Origin of the sequence: Duganella flavida (assembly GCF_009857445.1) — a bacterium.
Taxonomy (GTDB): domain Bacteria; phylum Pseudomonadota; class Gammaproteobacteria; order Burkholderiales; family Burkholderiaceae_D; genus Rugamonas; species Rugamonas flavida.
The window spans coordinates 219,181-237,605 of record NZ_WWCN01000010.1 but is presented as its reverse complement, the minus strand read 5'-3'; the positions used below and the strand labels follow the sequence as shown (position 1 = coordinate 237,605).

General features: G+C 60.1%; 13 protein-coding genes. All 13 read right to left on the bottom strand.

Annotated elements, in window-relative coordinates:
* Window positions 1-4: 4 nt before the first annotated feature.
* Window positions 5-961 (bottom strand): ABC transporter substrate-binding protein, encoded by a 957-nt coding sequence (locus GTP46_RS17210; protein ID WP_161007887.1) that lies wholly within the window; start codon window positions 959-961, stop codon window positions 5-7.
* Between the two features lie 107 nt (window positions 962-1,068).
* Window positions 1,069-3,543, bottom strand: a complete 2,475-nt coding sequence (locus GTP46_RS17205) for a glycoside hydrolase family 127 protein (RefSeq protein WP_229258988.1) — start codon at window positions 3,541-3,543, stop codon at window positions 1,069-1,071.
* Window positions 3,540-4,553, bottom strand: coding sequence for an arabinan endo-1,5-alpha-L-arabinosidase (locus GTP46_RS17200; RefSeq protein ID WP_229258987.1), 1,014 nt, complete (start codon window positions 4,551-4,553; stop codon window positions 3,540-3,542). Before GTP46_RS17200 ends, GTP46_RS17205 begins: the two co-directional genes overlap by 4 nt.
* A gap of 12 nt (window positions 4,554-4,565) precedes the next feature.
* Window positions 4,566-6,122, bottom strand: coding sequence for a glycoside hydrolase family 43 protein (locus GTP46_RS17195; RefSeq protein WP_161007859.1), 1,557 nt, complete (start codon window positions 6,120-6,122; stop codon window positions 4,566-4,568).
* Between the two features lie 4 nt (window positions 6,123-6,126).
* A complete protein-coding gene (locus GTP46_RS17190; RefSeq protein ID WP_161007858.1) occupies window positions 6,127-7,677 on the bottom strand; it encodes an alpha-N-arabinofuranosidase in 1,551 nt (516 codons plus the stop codon).
* An 18-nt stretch (window positions 7,678-7,695) separates the two neighbouring features.
* Window positions 7,696-9,651 (bottom strand): glycoside hydrolase family 97 protein, encoded by a 1,956-nt coding sequence (locus GTP46_RS17185; protein ID WP_161007857.1) that lies wholly within the window; start codon window positions 9,649-9,651, stop codon window positions 7,696-7,698.
* Window positions 9,652-9,736: 85 nt separating this feature from the next.
* Window positions 9,737-10,504, bottom strand: coding sequence for an SDR family NAD(P)-dependent oxidoreductase (locus tag GTP46_RS17180; RefSeq protein ID WP_161007856.1), 768 nt, complete (start codon window positions 10,502-10,504; stop codon window positions 9,737-9,739).
* 13 nt (window positions 10,505-10,517) lie between these two features.
* Window positions 10,518-12,086 carry an aldehyde dehydrogenase (NADP(+)) gene (locus tag GTP46_RS17175; protein ID WP_161007855.1) on the bottom strand — a complete coding sequence of 523 codons (1,569 nt, stop codon included), beginning with the start codon at window positions 12,084-12,086 and terminating at the stop codon, window positions 10,518-10,520.
* Complete coding sequence (gene araD1 / locus GTP46_RS17170; RefSeq protein ID WP_161007854.1) at window positions 12,083-13,075, bottom strand: AraD1 family protein; 993 nt, start codon at window positions 13,073-13,075, stop codon at window positions 12,083-12,085. Before araD1 ends, GTP46_RS17175 begins: the two co-directional genes overlap by 4 nt.
* 15 nt (window positions 13,076-13,090) lie before the next feature.
* Window positions 13,091-14,833, bottom strand: a complete 1,743-nt coding sequence (locus GTP46_RS17165) for an IlvD/Edd family dehydratase (protein WP_161007853.1) — start codon at window positions 14,831-14,833, stop codon at window positions 13,091-13,093.
* A gap of 131 nt (window positions 14,834-14,964) precedes the next feature.
* On the bottom strand, window positions 14,965-16,023 hold the full coding sequence (locus GTP46_RS17160; RefSeq protein ID WP_161007852.1) for an aldose epimerase family protein: 1,059 nt from the start codon (window positions 16,021-16,023) through the stop codon (window positions 14,965-14,967).
* 72 nt (window positions 16,024-16,095) lie between these two features.
* Window positions 16,096-17,043: a glycoside hydrolase family 43 protein gene (locus GTP46_RS17155; protein ID WP_161007851.1), complete on the bottom strand. Its 948-nt coding sequence runs from the start codon at window positions 17,041-17,043 to the stop codon at window positions 16,096-16,098.
* Window positions 17,044-17,059: 16 nt separating this feature from the next.
* Complete coding sequence (locus GTP46_RS17150; RefSeq protein ID WP_161007850.1) at window positions 17,060-18,412, bottom strand: MFS transporter; 1,353 nt, start codon at window positions 18,410-18,412, stop codon at window positions 17,060-17,062.
* Window positions 18,413-18,425 lie beyond the last annotated feature (13 nt).

Sequence of the window (18,425 nt, the reverse complement as noted above, 5' to 3'; positions counted from 1 at the left end):
GCAATCAGTATTTACGGTTCGGGAATTCCTTGGCCGCGACTTCGGCCGGGAACACGCCTTCTTGCGTCACAACTCGCTTAGGTACAGGCTTCCCAGCCACGACATCCTTGGCGATCTGCATCAGCTGAGGGCCGAGCAGCGGATTGCACTCCACCGTTACATTCAGCTTCCCGGCGATCATGGCTTCGAACGCCCCCTTCACGCCGTCGATCGAAATCACGATGATGTCCTTGCCCGGTTTCAGGCCCGCTTCCTCGATCGCCTGGATCGCGCCGATGGCCATGTCGTCATTGTGCGCATACAGCACGTTGATCTTCTTGCCCTCCGCTTTCAGGAACGCTTCCATCACCTCCTTGCCCTTGGCGCGGGTGAAGTCACCGGTCTGGGAGCGGATCACTTTCAGCTTGGCGTTACCGGCGATGACTTCTTCGAAGCCCTTCTTGCGGTCCAGCGCAGGCGCGGAACCCACGGTGCCTTGCAGTTCAACGATATTCAAAACGGCATCGGGCGTTTTCTTCTGGCGTTCGACCAGCCAACGGCCAGCACGACGGCCCTCTTCCACGAAGTCCGAACCGAGGAAGCTCACAAACAGCGAAGTGTCGCTGACATTCACCGCGCGGTCGGTCAGGATCACCGGGATATTGGCGCGTTTGGCTTCGCGCAGCACGGTATCCCAGCCCGATTCCACCACCGGCGAGAACGCGATTACGTCCACGCGCTGGGCGATGAAGGAGCGGATAGCCTTGACCTGGTTTTCCTGCTTTTGCTGGGCGTCGGCGAATTTGAGGGTGACGCCTTCCTTCTTGGCGGCGTCCTTGATCGATACGGTGTTCGCGGTACGCCATTCGCTTTCGGCGCCGACCTGCGAGAAACCGATCACCAGCGGCTTGGCGGCAAACGCGGGGGCACTCAAGGTGACGGCGGCGGCCAACGCGGTAGCCAATACAGTCCTACGATTCATCATGGTTAAGTCTCCTGTAGTTTTTTTATTTTTCAGATAAATACTATGAGAATTACAAATATCTATCCAATGATATTTTCATGGTAATCAATACCATTTTTGATATGTCAGCGCAACAGGCGCAGGCCGTACAAGCCTCCTGCCGCCGAGTTTTCGCGCGCCACAAACTTGACTACCAGCTTGCCGTCCCTTGAGGCACCCGGCGGGATGGCGTAGTCGCGGGTGTAGAGCTCCTGAGGCGCGTTGGCGTCGAGGCGGACTTCAGCCAGCAACTGGTCGTTGATTAAGATATCGAAGTGGCGGCCCGCATCGCCTTTTGAATATGTCAGCCGCAGCGTGCGGGCTTCGGACTTTTTGTCGGTCAGGTCGTAGCTAAACCAGTCGGTCGCATGCCGCCAGTGCTTGCCCTTGTTGACGCCAGCATCCGCGCCTTCGGCCTTGAAGAAGTGGTCGGACTCCGGTTGCTGCTCACCCGGCGCCACCTGGTCGATGGTTTGGGCATCCAATGCAAGGCGTTCTTTTTCGTCGGCGGCGGCCTTGGCGCGGCGCTCGGCCAGTCCGGCGGGCGTGGCGTAAGGCCAGTAGACCACGTAGCGCGCATCGTGCACGCGGAAAAACGGCACCAAAGTGGTCGGCCCAGCGACTGCGCTCTGCACCAGTCCCGGCGCGGTAAAGGTTAGCGGACGTCCGGGCACTGGGCGAAAGCGGTTGGCGAAGGCAGCGCTGCCGCTGACCAGCACCGGCGCCTGTTCCAGCGGGCATACCGGGCCGCTGGCGATGTGGCCCATGCGGCTGTCGTCGGCGAGGTAGTTGAGCTGCTCGCCGGGGAATGGATTGGTTTTCGCGGCCAGCACCACAGGGCCATGCAGCACGGCGTAGTAGTCGGATTTGTCGGGCATCTGCTCGATACGTGTGGTCATCGGCAGATGGAGTTCGACTTTGTCGCCATCGCGCCATGCGCGGCGGATGTTGATGTAACGGTCCGCGCCGACGGCGGCGGTCACCGGTTTGCCGTTGACCGTGATGCGCAATGCGCCCTGCGCTACCCACTCCGGGTAGCGTATCTTCAGGGTGAAGGTCTTGTTGCCCTTGATGGCGATGGTGCTGCGGTCTTCATCCGGAAAGCGGTTGGACTGGCGGATTTGCACGCCCTGCTCGCGCCAATCCAGCGTGGACGGGATGAAGAGGTTAACGTACAAGCTGTCGCCACGATGCGCGTAAATGAATTCACCATACTTGGCGTGGCTCTCGATGCCTGAGCCGACGCAGCACCACATCGCCTTCTGCGGCTGCGAATACACGCGGTAGTGGTTCGGCCGCATCGGCGTGAAGTAGACGAAGCCGCCGCTGTCCGGGCGTTGCGAGGACAGTATGTGGTTGTACAGCGCGCGCTCGTAGTAGTCGGCGTAGCTGGCTTTGGCGTCACCGAGGAACAGCAGTTCGGTGAGCTTGAGCATATTGTAGGTGTTGCAGGTTTCCGGCCCTTCCACTTCCTCGATCATGGAGCTGTAGTCTTTGTCGTCGTGGAAGTGCTCTTTGACGCTATTACCGCCGATGGCGACGGTGCGGTGGTCGTGGACTGTCTGCCAAAAGAATGCAGCGGCCTTTTGCCAGTCCTTGCGCTGCGTGATGTCGCCGATGCGCTTGAAACCGATGACTTTCGGGATTTGCGTGTTGGCGTGCAGGCCGGTGAGCTGGTCCTGGCTTGCTTCCAGCGGACGAAGGATAGCCTGGTGCGAAAAGCGGATGGCCAGGTCCATGTATTTCTGCTGGCCCGTCATTTGGGCGACGTCGGCCAGTACTTCGTTCATACCGCCATGTTCGCTGCGGAGCATGGACTGCATTTGGTCTTCAGTGAGGTGTGACGTGAGTTCCAGCGTCCAGTCGCACAAGGCGATCAGCATGGTGCGGGCGTCCTGGTTGCCTGCGTAAGTGTAGGCGTCGCGTAGGCCGGCGTAGGTTTTGTGGAGGTTGTACCACGGGACCCATTTGCCGTTCACGGAGAAGTTGTCGGCGTGGAGCTGACCTAGTGCGATGTCGCGCCACGCGGCCGCGCCGCCGGGAATGCCGCCGATGTAGCCGTTGCCGTTGGCTTGCTGGCAGCGCTTCAGTTCTGCAATGACGTAATTCAGGCGATCGAGGACTTGCTGGTTGCCGGTGGCGGCGTACATGAGCGCCAGCGCGGACAGATAGTGGCCGCCCATGTGGCCATCAAGGCCGGTGGATTCCCAGTTGCCGTAGCTCGGTTGCTTGAGCGGCAGGCCGGCCTCGCGCAGGAATGGCGCCAGAAGGCGGTCCGCGTCCAGCGCCAGGATGTAGCGCAGGTCGGTCTGTTGCGCCTCCAGGAAAGGACTCGGCCCGAGGCGCACGGCGTTCAGCGGAAACAGCGACAGAGTGCCGCCCGTAGCAGCCGACGAGGCGCCGGGCGTAGCGGCACCGGTGGACGCATCCGCGCTCGCGGCGGACGATGGATCGCCCGCATCCACCGCGGTAACGGAGAACGCACGGTGCGACGCGACGGTGGCTGCCGCGCCAGCGGCCAGCTTCAGCGCGCGGCGGCGGGATGGCCGGGTTGTCGTCATTTCGCTGGCAGCTGAACACTGCGGTATTTATTCAGGTCCGCCTGATCGACCGACGGCCAGCCGGCGGCGTCGAATGTCATTTCCATGATCTTCAACTTTTGCAGGTAGTTGTCGGCGGTCTCGTAGGCGTGAAGGACGAGATAGTCCTTGCCGTCCATCGTGTAGGCGCTGTTGTGGCCCAGGCCTTTCCAGTCCTTGTCACCGGCGATCAGTAGCGAGCCGCCGCCTTTCAGCATGTCGACGCCGTTTTTGTCGACATACGGTCCTGTCGCCTCCTTCGAACGCCCGACCACTACGTTGTAAGTGCTATCGCCCTTGCGGCAGCAAAGTCCGAACGACGCAAACAGATAGTAGTACTCGCCCCTCTTGAAGATGAAAGGCGCCTCAATCTCGTCCGGTCCGGCCGAGGCATCGGCCACCGACTTGCTGCGCGAACGGCTGGCAATGGCACGCCACTCCTGCGGCTCGGCCAGCGCGGTCCAATCGGCATTCAGCTTGGCCATTTTCAGCCCGCTCCAGAACGAGCCGAAAGCTAACCACGCATTGCCCTTGCCATCCTCAATCACATTCGGATCAATGGCGTTCCAGTCATCGCGCAACGGCACCGACTGCAGCACCATGCCCTTGTCTTCCCAGCGGTAATCAGGTGAGCGCGGATCCAGCGTTTTATTGACAGTGACGCCGATACCAGACGTATTCTTGCCAAATCCCGAAACGGAATAATATAAATAGTATTGTCCGTTATGGAACTGGATATCCGGCGCCCATATATGCCCGTCGAAGGACGGTGCAGCCTTCTTCGCCCATACCGGCTGGTCCTTGAAGACGCGGCCTTCCAGCTGCCAGTTCTTCATATCCTTCGAACTGTAGAAGGTAATCCCCGGTCCTGTGCTGAACACGTAGTAAGTGTCGCCCTGCTTGGCCATCACCGGATCGTGCACGCTGACTTCCTTGGCAGTGCAGCCAAGCGCCGCCAGCGACAACGCCACCATCAATAAAACATGCTTCATTGCGTACCTCGTTTAATTGCCGGTCCGGGCGCCCCAGATGGACACGCCGTCCACGGATTGCGCCGTCCATGTCACCACAAACGCGCTGGCGTTGGTATTCCACTGGCGCGACAGCACGCCTGTGAAAGTCCCGGTCGCGCCGAGCGAAATGGTGATCTTGTTGCTGCCGTTATGCGTCCACGTGCCGCTGGCCGAACCGGATACCGTGCCATTCGCCGCCAGCACAACCTCCTGCGAGGCTTTGATGGTGGTTGTAATGTCCTTGCCGTGGTTGATCATCTTGTACGTACCCGCCGCATCGGCCGCCGTCACGTCAGCCGACAGAGTGGTTGCGTTCTTGCTGAGCGGCGCGTAGCGGAATGGCGCGACCACCAGCCAGCCATCGGCATTGATGAACATCTCATGCACGCGGAGTTGGTGCAGTTCACCCGTGCCAGGGAAACGCGTGTGGAAGATCAGGAAGTACTGGCCGGTGGATGGCTCGTAGTACGCCGAGTTGTGGCCCGGCGAGACGTAGCCCAGCGGCGTCCCCGTTTCGCCGCTCGCCAGCGCGAACTGGTAATTACCCATGATCTTCTGGCCGTATGGCGCGATCGACGCATCGTCAAATAGCGGCAATGCAGGATTCGCCTTCACGTTCGCCATGTCGTTGCCCTTCGCGTCCAGATACGGACCGTCTGGATTCAACGAGCGTGCAACACGCATGTTGTACGCACCGTTCGCATCCAACCCGCCAAAAGACGTGAACAGGTAGTAGTACTTGGTCTGCGGGCTATAGATCACATACGCGCCTTCGATGCGGCTGTGATTCCCGCCCATCAGGTGCTTGCCGTAGCCTTGCCCCGGCTTTTGCAGTCCGGTAGTGGCGTCCATTTCCAGGATGAAGATGCCGCCCGAGTAGGAGCCGTAGATCATCCACAGCTTGCCCTGCTGGTCAAAGAAGGTATTCGGGTCCACCACATTCGGCATGGTCAGTGCGTCGTAGATGGTAACGCCGTCCTCGCCCGGCCCACCCCAGTTGCCTGACTTAAGCAGGATTTGCTTGTTGACGTATGGGCCTTCCACCTTGTCCGCCACTGCAAGGCCCAGCGCCGAACGTGGAGAGTCACCTTTGCAGGCGCAGTAGTAGTGATAGAACTTCCCATCCGCGAGTTTGACCACGTCCGGCGCCCACAGATCCGTCACCTGCGCCCAGGCGAAGGTGTCGGCCAACGCTGTCACCACGTTGTTGAACAGCGGGTTGGTGGCGTTGACGCCGTCGGCGATCTTGGTCCAGTTCATCAGGTCCGTCGTTTTAGCGGCGGCGAGATGCGAACCAAACACGTAGAACGTGCCGTCCACCTTGATGACGGATGGATCGTGTACCGAGGCCTCCGTGAACGTGATGCTGGTCGGCGCCGGCGTTGGAGTCGGCGTAGGCGTAGGCGTCGGAGTTGGTGTCGGCGCCGGGGTGGGCGTCGGCGTAGGCGTCGGCGTGGTTCCGCCGCCACCGCCACCGCAACCAGCCAGCACTAGCGCAACGCCGCCAGCCGAAATAACCCTGCGGCGCGTGATGTTGATGTCGTCCATGTGCTTACTCCACTGCCACCACGATCACGGCTTTGGCAGGCACTTTGACCGTCAGTTTTCCATCGGCGCCGGCAGCTGCGCTGAACGCGGCAGGCTTGATCGCTTGCGGCACGGCGAAGGTGTTATGCGCATCCATCGCGGCGGCGGTCAACACACGGCCTTTCACTGCCTTCACGCTCTGGCCCGGAATATTCAGAGCCACATCGGCAGGCTGGTTCGGGTTCGTGTTCACCAGCGCCAGATACAGCTTGCCGTCCGTACCGCGTGCGGCCGATGCGCTGATCTCAGGCACCTTTACATTGCCAACACTGTAGTCAGGATTGTTTTGCAGCGTGACAGGCAGCGAGGTCGCGTTCTGGAATGGCACGTACATCTGGTACGCATAGTAAGTCGGCGTCAGGATCATCTTGTCCTTGTCGGTCAGGATCATTGCCTGCAGCACGTTGACCATCTGCGCGATATTTGTCATGCGCACGCGGTCCGCATGGGCATGGAAGATGTTGAAGTTAAGCGCCGCAACCACCGCATCGCGCAAGGTATTTTGCTGGAACAGGAAGCCCGGATTGGTGCCCTTCTCCACGTCATACCAGGTACCCCACTCGTCCACGAACAGGCCAAGTTTTTTCTCTGGATCGTTCTTGTCCATCGCGGCGCTGTTTTTCTGGATATGGCTTTCCATACGCAGCGTGTTGGACAAAGTGGAAATCCACTCGTTTTCCTGGAAGCTGGTGGATGCGCCCTTCACTTCCCATTTTCCGGTAGGGATGGTGTAGTAGTGGAAGCTGATGCCATCGGTCTGGCGTTTCAGCTCCTTGCTCAGCACTTCAGACCACGCCACATCATTGTCATTGCCACCGCTTGCAATGATCTTCGGCCGATACTGCTTCGGCGCGCGCAGGAAGGTCTCGACTTGCTTGTACAGATCCGAGTAATACTGCGGGCTCATATTGCCGCCGCAGCCCCACGCCTCATTACCCACCGCGAAGTAAGCCACCTTGAACGGCTTGTCGTGGCCATTCTTGCGGCGCAGGTTAGCCAGCGTGGACTTGCTATCGGAGGTCATGTACTCGACCCACTCCGACATCTCTTGCGCGCTGCCGGTGCCGAGGTTACCGTTGACGTAAGCGTCCGCGCCCAGCAGATCGACCAGATCGAAGAATTCGTGCGTACCGACGGCGTTGGACTCATCCACGCCGCCCCAGTTGGTGTTGACCTTGACCGGACGCTTCTCGCGCGGGCCGACGCCGTCACGCCAATGGTATTCGTCGGCGAAGCAGCCACCCGGCCAGCGTACCAGCGGCACCTTGATGTCTTTCAGCGCGCCGACTACGTCGTTACGCCAGCCTTTGGTGTTGGGCGTTTTCGATTTCGGACCAACCCAGATGCCTTCGTAGATGCCGGTGCCAAGGTGTTCGGCGAACTGGCCGTAAACGTCCTTGTTGATCACGGCGCCCGGTTTGGTGGTGTCGATGGTGAGGTTGACAGCATCGGCCGCGAACACGCCGCCCGAGGCCAGCATGCACATGGCGAGTACGCCGCGCTTAATTTGATTCATGTTTCAGTCTCCTTGATTTTATAGTTGGATGACGAAGCCGCCGTGCGGCTTGACGCTTACTGCTATTTTTTTACCAGCAGCGATGCTGCGCTGACTGAAGCTGCGGGGCTGGTCGCCGTCGGTGAAGATGACGCCCTGCTTTTTGCCGACGAAGGACAGGTCCAGCGTCAGCGTTTTTTCTTTGCCGGTGCCGTTGATGCCGGCGATGTACCAGGTGTCGCCGGCGCGGCGCGCGATCACGGCGTATTGGCCGGGATAGCCGTCTATCAGGCGGCTGTCGTCCCAGCTGATCCGCAGGTTTTGCAGGAAGTGTTTGACATAGTCTGGCGCAGTGGCCATGCCTTCCGGCGTGTCCGCGAAGTGCTGAATGCCGGACAGGTACAACACGGAGGTGGCCAGTTCAAAGCCGTTAGTGCTCGAACGTTTGATGTTGGGGATGTCGCCAAACACCATCGGCGTGAAGTCCATCGGGTCGAACAGGTTGCGCGTGAACGGCAGCATGGCGGCGTGGCTCGGCATCAGGTCCTGGTCTTTTTGTTCGAAGGTGGTGAACTCAAAGCCACGGATGGCTTCCATCGTCATCAAGTTGGGCCAGGTGCGCGACCAGCCGCGTGGCAGCGTGGAGCCGTGGAAGTTGACCAGCAGACCAGCATCCGCAGCATCACGCAGGATGTCGTTGTAATAGGCGATGACGGACTGGCCATCACCGGCGAAGAAGTCGATCTTCAAGCCTTTGATGCCCATGTCGCGTACGCGTTTGAACTCTTTCACGCGCTGTTCGTGCGTCAGCAGCTGGCTTTTGGGCGAGTACTCAGTTTTGTTCCATGCGCCGGAGGAGTTGTACCAGAGGATAAGGCCGACGTTCTTGGTGGCGGCGTAGTCGGCCAGTTCCTTGATTTTGTCGTAGCCGATATTGCGGTCCCAGTTCACGTCGATCAGGGTGTAATCCCAGTGCATGTCGGCGGCGTAGTCGATGAACTTTTTCTGAACGTCGTAGACGATGGAGTCGTCTTTCAGGATGGCCCAGCTCCAGGAGGCGTGGCCGGGTTTGACCCGTGCTGCATCGAAGGCGACTGCCGGCGCGGCAAGGTCGGTGCCGAGCGTGGAGTTGGTGACGGTGGCCAGCGAGCCCAGTGCGATCAGGCGCCACGGCGAAGTCAGTGTGCCCTCCACTTCTGCCATCAAGCCGCCGTTGGTGGTGACTTCGGCGGACATGGGGTTGCCGATGCTGTATTTGCCGCCAGTGGAGTCGGCGGCCAGGCGTGAGGCTTGCCAGCTGCCGTCCATATTGGCTTCGGAGATGGCGAGCCAGTTGCTGCCTGCTTTGAATAGCGCCGGAAAGACCCAGCCGGCTTCGGTCGGCGCTTTTGTGCCGACCGGGATATCCATCTGGTAGTGCTCTTCGTAGGATGGATTGGTGTTGCTCCAGCCGGTTTGTGCGACGGACATAGGCTGCAGCCAGGCTTTGGAACCTTTTGGCAGGGCGAAGGTGGTGTGCTCCTGCACCAGTTTTTTCAGCGGCAGCGATGGCTCGGCGACGACGTAGCGGAAAGCGACGCCGTCGTTCGAGACGCGGAAGGTGATATCGATTTTTTGCTGTTTGGCGTTTTGCAGCGAGTAGGTTTGTTCGTTTGCGCGGTAGGTGATGTCGCGCTTTTTACCGACGGCCATTTGGTAATGGTCTTCCACAATCTGCGGCGTGGAGGTGGCGACCAGCGTGAGGTCCTCGTGCAGGCCCGCGCCGGCGAGTTGCAGGCCAAGGCCGGAGGCCAGCAAGACAGGCTTGCCGTCGCGGGCGATGGCGTACGTCAGCATGCCGCCATCTTCGCGCACCGTGACTGCGATATGCTTATCGGGACTGCGCAGCGCGGCGGTGGCCGGGCCAGCAAGCGATGCGGCGACGGCCGGCTGCGGCGCAACGGCGATGATTGCTGCGGCGCTGGTCAGCGCGGCGGCGATAATTGTCTTCACCATGTTCCTACCATTTTCTATGGTTGCTATACCCCGCCGCGTCGAATGCGCGGTGTCTCCGGGGGCGAACGGTGTTACTGCGGGCGGTTTAGACCCAGCCTGCGTCGACGATGAATTCCTGCGCGGTGCACATGGCGCCATCGTCGGCGGCCAGGAACAGCACCATCGATGCCACGTGCTGCGGCATCAGTTTGTTTTGCAGGCACTGGTTACGCCTGATGTCCTGCTCACCCGCATCGTCCAGCCACAGGTCGATCTGGCGCTGGGTCATCACCCAGCCCGGTGTGACGGTGTTGACGCGGATGCCGTGCGCGCCGTACTCGCGCGCCAAACCTCGCGTCAGGCCATGCACTGCGGCCTTGGTGGTCGCATACGCTGGATAGCCTGCGTTCTTAACGTGCCACGAAATCGAGCCAACGTTAATGATGGAACCAGAGCCCTTCTTTTTCATACCTTCCAATACCGCCTGGCAGGTGAAGAACATCGGACGCTGGTTAATGGCGATGCATTTGTCCCAGTAATCCGGCGTGACTTCGGCGGTGTTGTGGCGCTGGTCGTTGGCGGCGTTGTTGACGAGAATATCGAAGTCGCCGATCAGGCTAGCCAGCTCCGACATGGTCGCTTGCAGCGCCGGAATGTCGGTGATATCGCAAGGCCGGAACAGCGGTTCTGGATAGCCAGCTTCTTTCACACGGCGAACCAGCGCCAGACTGGCGTCACGGGCGATATCGACGAAGGCGACTTGCGCGCCCTGCTCTGCGAACGAAATCACCATCGCCTCGCCGATACCGGTGCCGCCGCCGGTAATGAATACACGCTTGCCGCGCAAGCTGCCAAACTTGGCCAGTTGGGTCATACAGTCTCCATTGTTATGCGCGGGTCAATTCGCCTTCGCGGCGCAGCCATTTTGCGGAACCATTGTCACGCAGGACTTCCGGCAGCAAGGCTTGCGACAGATTCTGGTAGCACACTGGGCGCAGGAAGCGCGAGATCGCACCGGTACCAACCGAAGTGGTACGGCCGTCCGACGTCGATGGGAATGGACCGCCGTGCACCATCGCGCTGCATACCTCAACACCGGTTGGATAGCCGTTGGCCAGGATGCGTCCGACTTTGCGCTCCAATACCGGCAGCAGCGACTGCGCCGCTTCCAGGTCGCCTTCGTCCATCAGCAGCGTGGCAGTCAGCTGGCCTTCCAGCTTGTCCGCAACGGCGCGCAGCTCGGCCACGTCCTTGCAGGCCACCACCAGCGAAGCTGGGCCAAAAATTTCTTCCTGCAGCGCGTGCTGCGAGAGGAACGCTGCGGCCGACGACACGAACAACGCCGGAGCGCCCTTGCCTTCCGCTTGCGGCGCCAAGGCTAACGTCTTCACATCCGCATGCTCCACCAGCTGGCTCACACCGCGCGCGAAGTTACCGGCGATCCCCGGCGACAGCATGGAGCACGCCGCACCGCCCGCCAGCGCCTGCGAAGCGGCAGCCGTGAAGCGGTCCAGGTCCGGGCCAGCAATCCCCAGCACCAGGCCAGGATTGGTGCACATCTGCCCCTCGCCCACTGTCAGCGATGCGGCGAAACCGGCAGCGATATCTTCCGCGCGGTTCTTCAGCGCCTGCGGCAACAGGAACACAGGATTGATCGAACTCATTTCGGCATACACCGGAATCGGCACCGGACGCGCAGCCGCAGCGGCCATCAGCGCCAGGCCACCGTCACGCGAGCCCGTAAACCCCACCGCCTTGATGGCTGGATGGCGCACCAGTGCTATACCCAGCTCATTGCCCACGCCAGTCAACAGCGAGAACACGCCAGCCGGCAGGCCGCAAATCTCAACCGCCTTGACGACAGCGCGGCCAACCAGCTCGGAGGTGCCAGGATGCGCAAAGTGCGCCTTCAACACCACCGGGCAGCCGGCGGCCAGCGCCGACGCGGTGTCGCCGCCCGCTACAGAAAAAGCCAACGGGAAGTTACTGGCAGCGAAAACCGCTACTGGTCCAAGGCCGATCATGCGCATGCGCAGGTCCGGACGCGGCGGCGTCCGATCCGGCAGGGCTTTATCAAAACGCACGTCGCTCCACGAACCTTCGCGCAGCAAGTTGGCAAACAGTTTGAGCTGGCCGACGGTGCGGGCGCGCTCGCCCTCCACGCGGGGGCGTGGCAGGCTGGTTTCGGCCATCACGCGCTCGACCAGCACATCGCCCAGTTCCATAATCTGGTCGGCGATGGTTTCGAGGAATACGGCGCGCTTGTCGTCGCTCAGCGCGCGGAAGGTGTCAAAAGCTTCGTCGGCCAGGCGGCAAGCCTGGTCGATCTGCGCCGCATCAACAGTGCGGAATTCAGGATCGATCACCTGCTGCGTAGCCGGGTTGTAGGCGCGGACGCCAGCGCCGGTGCCCTTGACGGACTGGCCGCCGATCAGTGCATCGCCGGTGATGATCATAATGCCGTCACCTTGGCGACTTCGGTTTTGTAGACGGCCAGCTTGTTGCGCAGCGCCGGGCCGAATTGCGGCGAGTGGATTTCAAACGTCTCACCCGGCTGCACCGAGATGTTGTCTGCCACGCTCAAAGTGGCAGTACCGAAGAAGTGCACGTGCACATCGCCTGGCCGCTTGAACAGCGAGTACTTGAAGTGATGATGCTCCAGGTTGGCGATGGTGTGCGACATATTGTGTTCGCCGCTGAAGAACGGCTTCTCCCAGCGTACCTTGCCCTCCTTGTCGAGGATGCGCGAAGTGCCTTCGATGCTGGCTGGCGCCTCGCCCACCAGCAGTGCGGGCCCGAGGCCGCACACGCGCAGTTTGGAGTGAGCGAGATACAAATAGTTCTGGCGCTCAGTCACGTGATCCGAGAACTCGTTACCGATGGCGAAACCGACGCGGTAAGGCTGGCCGTCATCGCCGATCACGTACAGGCCCGCCACTTCCGGCTCTTCACCGCCATCCAGCGCGAAGTCCGGCATGTTCAGATCCTGGCCGCTGGCGGCCACGATGGAGCCATCGCCTTTGTAGAACCACTCCGGCTGCACGCCGGCGGCGCCCGCAGCTGGCTTGCCGCCTTCAACGCCCATGCGGAACATCTTCATCGAATCGCTCAGCGATTCAACATCGCCGCCAATTTTCTTGTGCATGGCGTCGCGGGTGTCGGCAGAACCCAAGTGAGTCAGGCCAGTGCCGGTGACGTAGGTGTGCGCATCGTCACTGTGATCCAGCGGCGACAGCAGGCGGCCGGCTGCGGCAACGGCGTCAAACGAGGTGGTTTGCGCGCCAATGGCTTTTTCCGCCAGCACTGCCAGCGATACCGATTTGCGGATCGCATCCTGCGCCAGAGCGTAGGTGGTGCTGTAGCCGTCGATGATGCGGATGATGTCTTGTTCCAGCACGCCGATCTTGCGCGCGCCGGTTTCGTTCTTGAATTGTACGAGCAGCATAGTGAGTCTCCGGAATTAGTGCGAGTGGCGTGGCACGGCCGAACCGCGATTGCCAACCAGGAAGTCGAAATCGCAACCTTCATCGGCTTGCAGCACGTGTTCGATGTAGAGCTGCTGGTAGCCAGTCTTCGGCCCCGGCGCGCTGCCTGCTACGCGTACCGCCTGACGTGCGGCGATTTCTTCGTCCGACACTTCCAGATTCAATTGACCACCAGCGCAATCGAGCGTGATGTAGTCGCCATCCTTGACGATGCCCAGCGGGCCGCCGGCCATCGCTTCCGGCGCCACGTGCAGCACCACCGTGCCGTACGCGGTGCCGCTCATACGCGCATCCGAAATCCGCACCATGTCCTTCACGCCCGCTGCCAGCAGCTTAGGCGGCAGGCCCATATTGCCCACTTCCGCCATGCCCGGATAACCTTTCGGGCCGCAGTTTTTCATCACCAGTATCGAGTCTTTATCGACATCCAGATCGGGATCCATGATGCGCGACTTGTAGTGTTCAAAGTCTTCAAACACCACCGCCTTGCCGCGATGCTGCATCAGTTCCGGCGTGGCAGCCGATGGTTTCAGCACCGCGCCGCGCGGCGCCAGGTTGCCGCGCAAGATGCAGATGCCGCCGTCCTTGCGGATCGGGTTATCCAGCGTGCGGATCACTTCTTCATCATAGATCGGCGCGTCGTTGCAGTTTTCCCAGATGGTCTTGCCGTTGACGGTCAGCGCGTTCGGGTGTGGCAGGATGTTACCGTCGCCCATGCGACGGATCACGCCCGGTAAGCCGCCGGCGTAGTAGAACTCTTCCATCAGGAAGCGGCCCGATGGCAGCAGGTCAACGATGGTCGGGGTGCCACGGCCGACGCGAGTCCAGTCTTCCAGTTCCAGATCGACACCGATACGGCCGGCGATGGCTTTCAAGTGGATCACGGCGTTGGTCGAACCACCGATAGCGGCGTTGACGCGGATCGCGTTTTCAAAATTCTCTTTGGTCAGGATCTTCGACAGCTTCAGGTCCTGCTTCACCATCTCGACGATGCGGATGCCCGACATGTGGGCCAGCACGTAGCGGCGTGCATCCACCGCAGGGATAGCGGCGTTGTGTGGTAGCGAGGTGCCCAGCGATTCAGCCATGCAGGCCATGGTCGACGCGGTGCCCATGGTGTTGCAGGTACCGGCGGAACGCGAGTGGCCCGCTTCCGCGCCAATGAACTCGTGCATCGAGATTTCACCAGCCTTGACTTGTTCGTGCAGCTGCCAGACAGCGGTGCCGGAGCCGATATTTTTGCCGTTCAGTTTACCGTTCAGCATAGGGCCACCGGTAACGACGATGGTCGGGATATCAACCGAGGCAGCGCCCATCAGCAGCGCCGGGGTGGTCTTGTCGCAACCGACCAGCAGCACCACGCCGTCCATCGGATTGCCGCGGATCGACTCTTCCACATCCATCGACGCCAGGTTACGGGTCAACATCGCGGTCGGACGCAGGTTCGATTCGCCGTTGGAGAAGACTGGGAATTCAACCGGGAAGCCGCCGGCTTCGTAGATGCCGCGCTTGACGTGTTCCGCCAGTTTGCGGAAGTGCGCGTTACAGGGAGTGAGTTCGGACCAGGTATTGCAGATGCCGATAATCGGCTTGCCTTCAAATTCGTGATCAGGAATGCCCTGATTCTTCATCCAGCTACGGTACATGAAACCGTTTTTGTCTTGGGTACCAAACCACTCGGCGGAGCGCAGCTTCACCTTTTTGTCATTCTCAGACATGCAATTCTCCTCAGTATGTTCCTGTGCGGGGACGTGGATGTCATGCCCCCGCATCGATAAAGCATACTAAGTCGGACTGAGATAACTTTCCAATAAATTGTTTATCGATATCGATATCGAAATTGATATGGCTAGACCACCGAGAAGCGGTACGCCATCACCGAGGTGTACTCCTCGTTTGGACGCAGGATCGTCGACGGGAAATCCGGGCGATTCGGCGAATCCGGGAAGTGCTGCGGTTCAAGGCAAATACCACTGCGATAACCGTAGATGCGCCCTTTTCCAGTAATCGATTCATTCAGGAAGTTCCCGCTATAGAACTGGATGCCCGGTTCTTGCGACAGTACCTCCAGCACTCGGCCCGACGAAGGATCGGCCACGCGGGCCGACACTTCCAGCTTGCCTGGCGCGGATTTATTCAGCACGAAGTTATGGTCGTAGCCGGAACCGTAGCCCAATTGATCATCTTTTTGATCGATGCGGGCGCCGATGGCGGTGGCGGCGCGGAAGTCGAACGGCGTGCCGGCCACCGGCGCCGGCGGGCCGTCCGGGATCAGACCTTTACCGACTGGCGTGTAGGCGTCAGCCGGAATAGTCAGCTCGTGGCTCAGGATATCGCCCTTGCCTGCCAAATTAAAGTACGCGTGATTGGTCAGATTCATCGGCGTGGCCTTGTCGGCCACCGCGTGGAAAGCGATACGCAATTCGTTATTGTCACGTAGTTCGTAGATGGTGGTGATTTCGGCGGTGCCCGGATAACCCTGGTCGCCGTCGATGCTCAGATAAGTCAGGATCACGCCCGCCGATTTCGGCGTGGTGAAGATTTCAGCATCCCACAACTGGCGGTGGAAGCCCTCGGTACCACCATGCAGGTGATTGGCGCCATCGTTCAGATCCAGTTGATAAGTCTCGCCGTCCAGCGTGAAGCGGCCATTGGCAATGCGGTTGCCGTAGCGGCCCACCAGCGCGCCGAAATACTGCGATTCGCCGAGGTAGGCGTCAAGATTATCGTAGCCGTGGCAGACGTCGGCCAGTACGCCGTCGCGGTCAGGCACGTGCAATTCTGCGATCACGCCGCCAAGATTGCTGATTTTGGCGACCATGCCGTTGGCGTTGGTCAGGGTGTAGAGCGTGGCCTCACGGCCGTCCGGCAGTGTGCCAAATGGGGATTCAGTGATCGATGCTTGCATGTTGACTCTCAATGACAAGGCGGCCGAGAGGTTCCCCTGCTCGGCCGCCGGAATATGTGCGTTCGCGTTTTTTCAGGCGATCGACGGCTTTCCGAAAACGGGCATACCCTGCTCGTCCCACTTCAGCGGTTTAACGTAGGTGTGACGGTCCGGATTCCACAGCGGGTCGCCGATAATCTCGGTGTAGGTGCGTGCATGATAAACCAACATCACGGTTTCGCCATCATCGCCAATGGTAAAACTGTTATGGCCGGGGCCATACACCTTGTGTTCGAAGCAGGTTTGCAGCACCGGTTCTTTGGACTTGGTCCACGATGCCGGATCCAGCACGTCGGCGTTTTCGTCCGCCCACAGCAAGCCCATTGCGTAGTTTTCGTCGGTGGCGCTGGCCGAGTAGCTGAGGAAGATTTTGCCATGCTTTTTCAGGATGGACGGGCCTTCGTTGACCCAGAAGCCGCGAATCTCCCAGTCGAATTCCGGCTTGCTCAGCATGACCGGCGCGCCGCCCAGCTGCCACGGCGTTTTCATCGGCGCGATGTAGAGGTTCGAGTTACCCTCGATGGCGTTGTCCTTCTGCGCCCACACATAGTACAACTGGCCCTTGTGGGTGAAGGTGGTGGCGTCCAGGCAGAAGGTGTCGATGCCGGTGTCGACCTGGCCTTTGAACTCCCATTCGCCCTCCAGCGGATTGGCATTGGCGTTGCGGATGGCGTACATACGGTGCTGGAACAGCTTGAACTTGATCTCGCGGCTAGGCGCGGCGGCGAAGTAGACGTACCAGGCGCCGTCGTTGAAGTGCAGCTCCGGCGCCCAAACCAGTTCGCTGTATGGGCCGGTGTCTGGTTTATGCCAGACGCTGACTTTCTCCGCATCAGCCAGGCCGGCGATGGTTTGGGCGCGGCGCAGTTCAATGCGGTCATACTCCGGCACCGATGCGACAAAGTAGTAGTAGCCATCGGTGTGGCGGTAGATATGCGGATCGGCGCGCTGCTCGATCAGCGGAGTGAGTACGTTTTCCATTTCAATTTCCAAAAAATTAGACTGCCACATAGCCCTTTGCTCCCATCTGCTGCTTGACCTCCGAGTAGTAGTCGTCGTTGATACGATACTTGAACATCAGGAGGCCCATTACGGTATGGAAGAAACCAGGGAGCAACGTCATCATCAGTACGATGCCGTGCAATGCGAAATCGGTTTGCTCTACGTTCGGCACGTAGGCAAAGTATGCCAACAACTTGCCGACCACGATGCCGGCGATGCCCATGCCTGCCTTCTGGCACACGGAGATGCCGCCGAAAGCAAAGCCCGAAACGCGTTTGCCGGTTTTGAGTGTGCCATAGTCGATGGTCTCGGCGATGGCCGACCAGAATACCGGCGCATGCAAGTCCACCACGAAGGACAGCAGGAAGTACAGCACAAATGCCAGCGCCACGTCACCCGGTTTGACGACAAAATAGATGACGGCGCTAATCACACCGACGCCGATTTGGGTCCAGCGGAACAGCTTAATCTTGCAGTAAAACTTGGTGATCCAGGTTGAAGCGATCATCGACAGGATGGCCGCCACCACACCGGTGGACAGGAAAGCCGAGATCAGGGCGGCGTCGGCATGCAGATAGTATTTGGCGTAGTAGATCGCCACCGAACCGCGCAGCACATAGCCCACGGTGCCGGTGATGCACACGCCGCACAGGATCAGCCACTGGTCGTTGCGCACCAGGACTTTGATTTGTTCCCACAGCGGCTGGCGTTTGATGTCGTGCTGCACGCGCTCTTTGGTGGTGAAGAAGCAGAACAGGAACAGTGCCACGCCCATCGCCGCCATCACCGCCATTGCCAGTTCATAGCCGGCGGCCGCGTTGCCGTTGCCGAGACGTTCGGACAGCAGCGGCACAATCACCGTCACCATGAAGGCGCCGATCTTGGCGAAGAACAGGCGGTAGCCATTGGCCGACAAGGTCTCCTGCGGATCCTTGGACAGCACGCTAGGCAGCGAAATATACGGAATGCCCACACCGGCCGTCATGATGGTCATGACGATGTAGGTGGAATAAGCCCAAACCAGCTTGGCGCTGTAGTCCCAGTCCGGCGTGAGGAAGACGAAGAACACGCTGACGCCATAAGGCACGGCCAGCAACAGCAGCCACGGACGATAGCGCCCCCAGCGCATGGTAACGCGGTCGGTGATCTGGCCCATTACCAGGTCGGCCATCGCGCCGACGAATTTAACGACGCCGAACATCAGCGCCAGGTCCGTGGTCTTCAAGCCGTAGATATCGGTGTAGAAGAAGGTAATGATCAACATCATCGACGAGATCACCACATTGAGCGCCATATCGCCCGCGCCAAAACCGATTTTCTCCAGCACCGACATTTTTTGATTCGACATCGTGATTACCTCA

Coding starts and splice junctions, on each gene's coding strand:
- GTP46_RS17160 (WP_161007852.1), bottom strand. CDS start 16,023: ATGCAAGCATCGATCACTGAATCCCCATTTGGCACACTGCCGGACGGC.
- GTP46_RS17180 (WP_161007856.1), bottom strand. CDS start 10,504: ATGACCCAACTGGCCAAGTTTGGCAGCTTGCGCGGCAAGCGTGTATTC.
- GTP46_RS17195 (WP_161007859.1), bottom strand. CDS start 6,122: ATGGACGACATCAACATCACGCGCCGCAGGGTTATTTCGGCTGGCGGC.
- GTP46_RS17205 (WP_229258988.1), bottom strand. CDS start 3,543: ATGACGACAACCCGGCCATCCCGCCGCCGCGCGCTGAAGCTGGCCGCT.
- araD1 (WP_161007854.1), bottom strand. CDS start 13,075: ATGCTGCTCGTACAATTCAAGAACGAAACCGGCGCGCGCAAGATCGGC.
- GTP46_RS17150 (WP_161007850.1), bottom strand. CDS start 18,412: ATGTCGAATCAAAAAATGTCGGTGCTGGAGAAAATCGGTTTTGGCGCG.
- GTP46_RS17175 (WP_161007855.1), bottom strand. CDS start 12,086: ATGATCATCACCGGCGATGCACTGATCGGCGGCCAGTCCGTCAAGGGC.
- GTP46_RS17210 (WP_161007887.1), bottom strand. CDS start 961: ATGAATCGTAGGACTGTATTGGCTACCGCGTTGGCCGCCGCCGTCACC.
- GTP46_RS17185 (WP_161007857.1), bottom strand. CDS start 9,651: ATGGTGAAGACAATTATCGCCGCCGCGCTGACCAGCGCCGCAGCAATC.
- GTP46_RS17200 (WP_229258987.1), bottom strand. CDS start 4,553: ATGAAGCATGTTTTATTGATGGTGGCGTTGTCGCTGGCGGCGCTTGGC.
- GTP46_RS17165 (WP_161007853.1), bottom strand. CDS start 14,833: ATGTCTGAGAATGACAAAAAGGTGAAGCTGCGCTCCGCCGAGTGGTTT.
- GTP46_RS17155 (WP_161007851.1), bottom strand. CDS start 17,043: ATGGAAAACGTACTCACTCCGCTGATCGAGCAGCGCGCCGATCCGCAT.
- GTP46_RS17190 (WP_161007858.1), bottom strand. CDS start 7,677: ATGAATCAAATTAAGCGCGGCGTACTCGCCATGTGCATGCTGGCCTCG.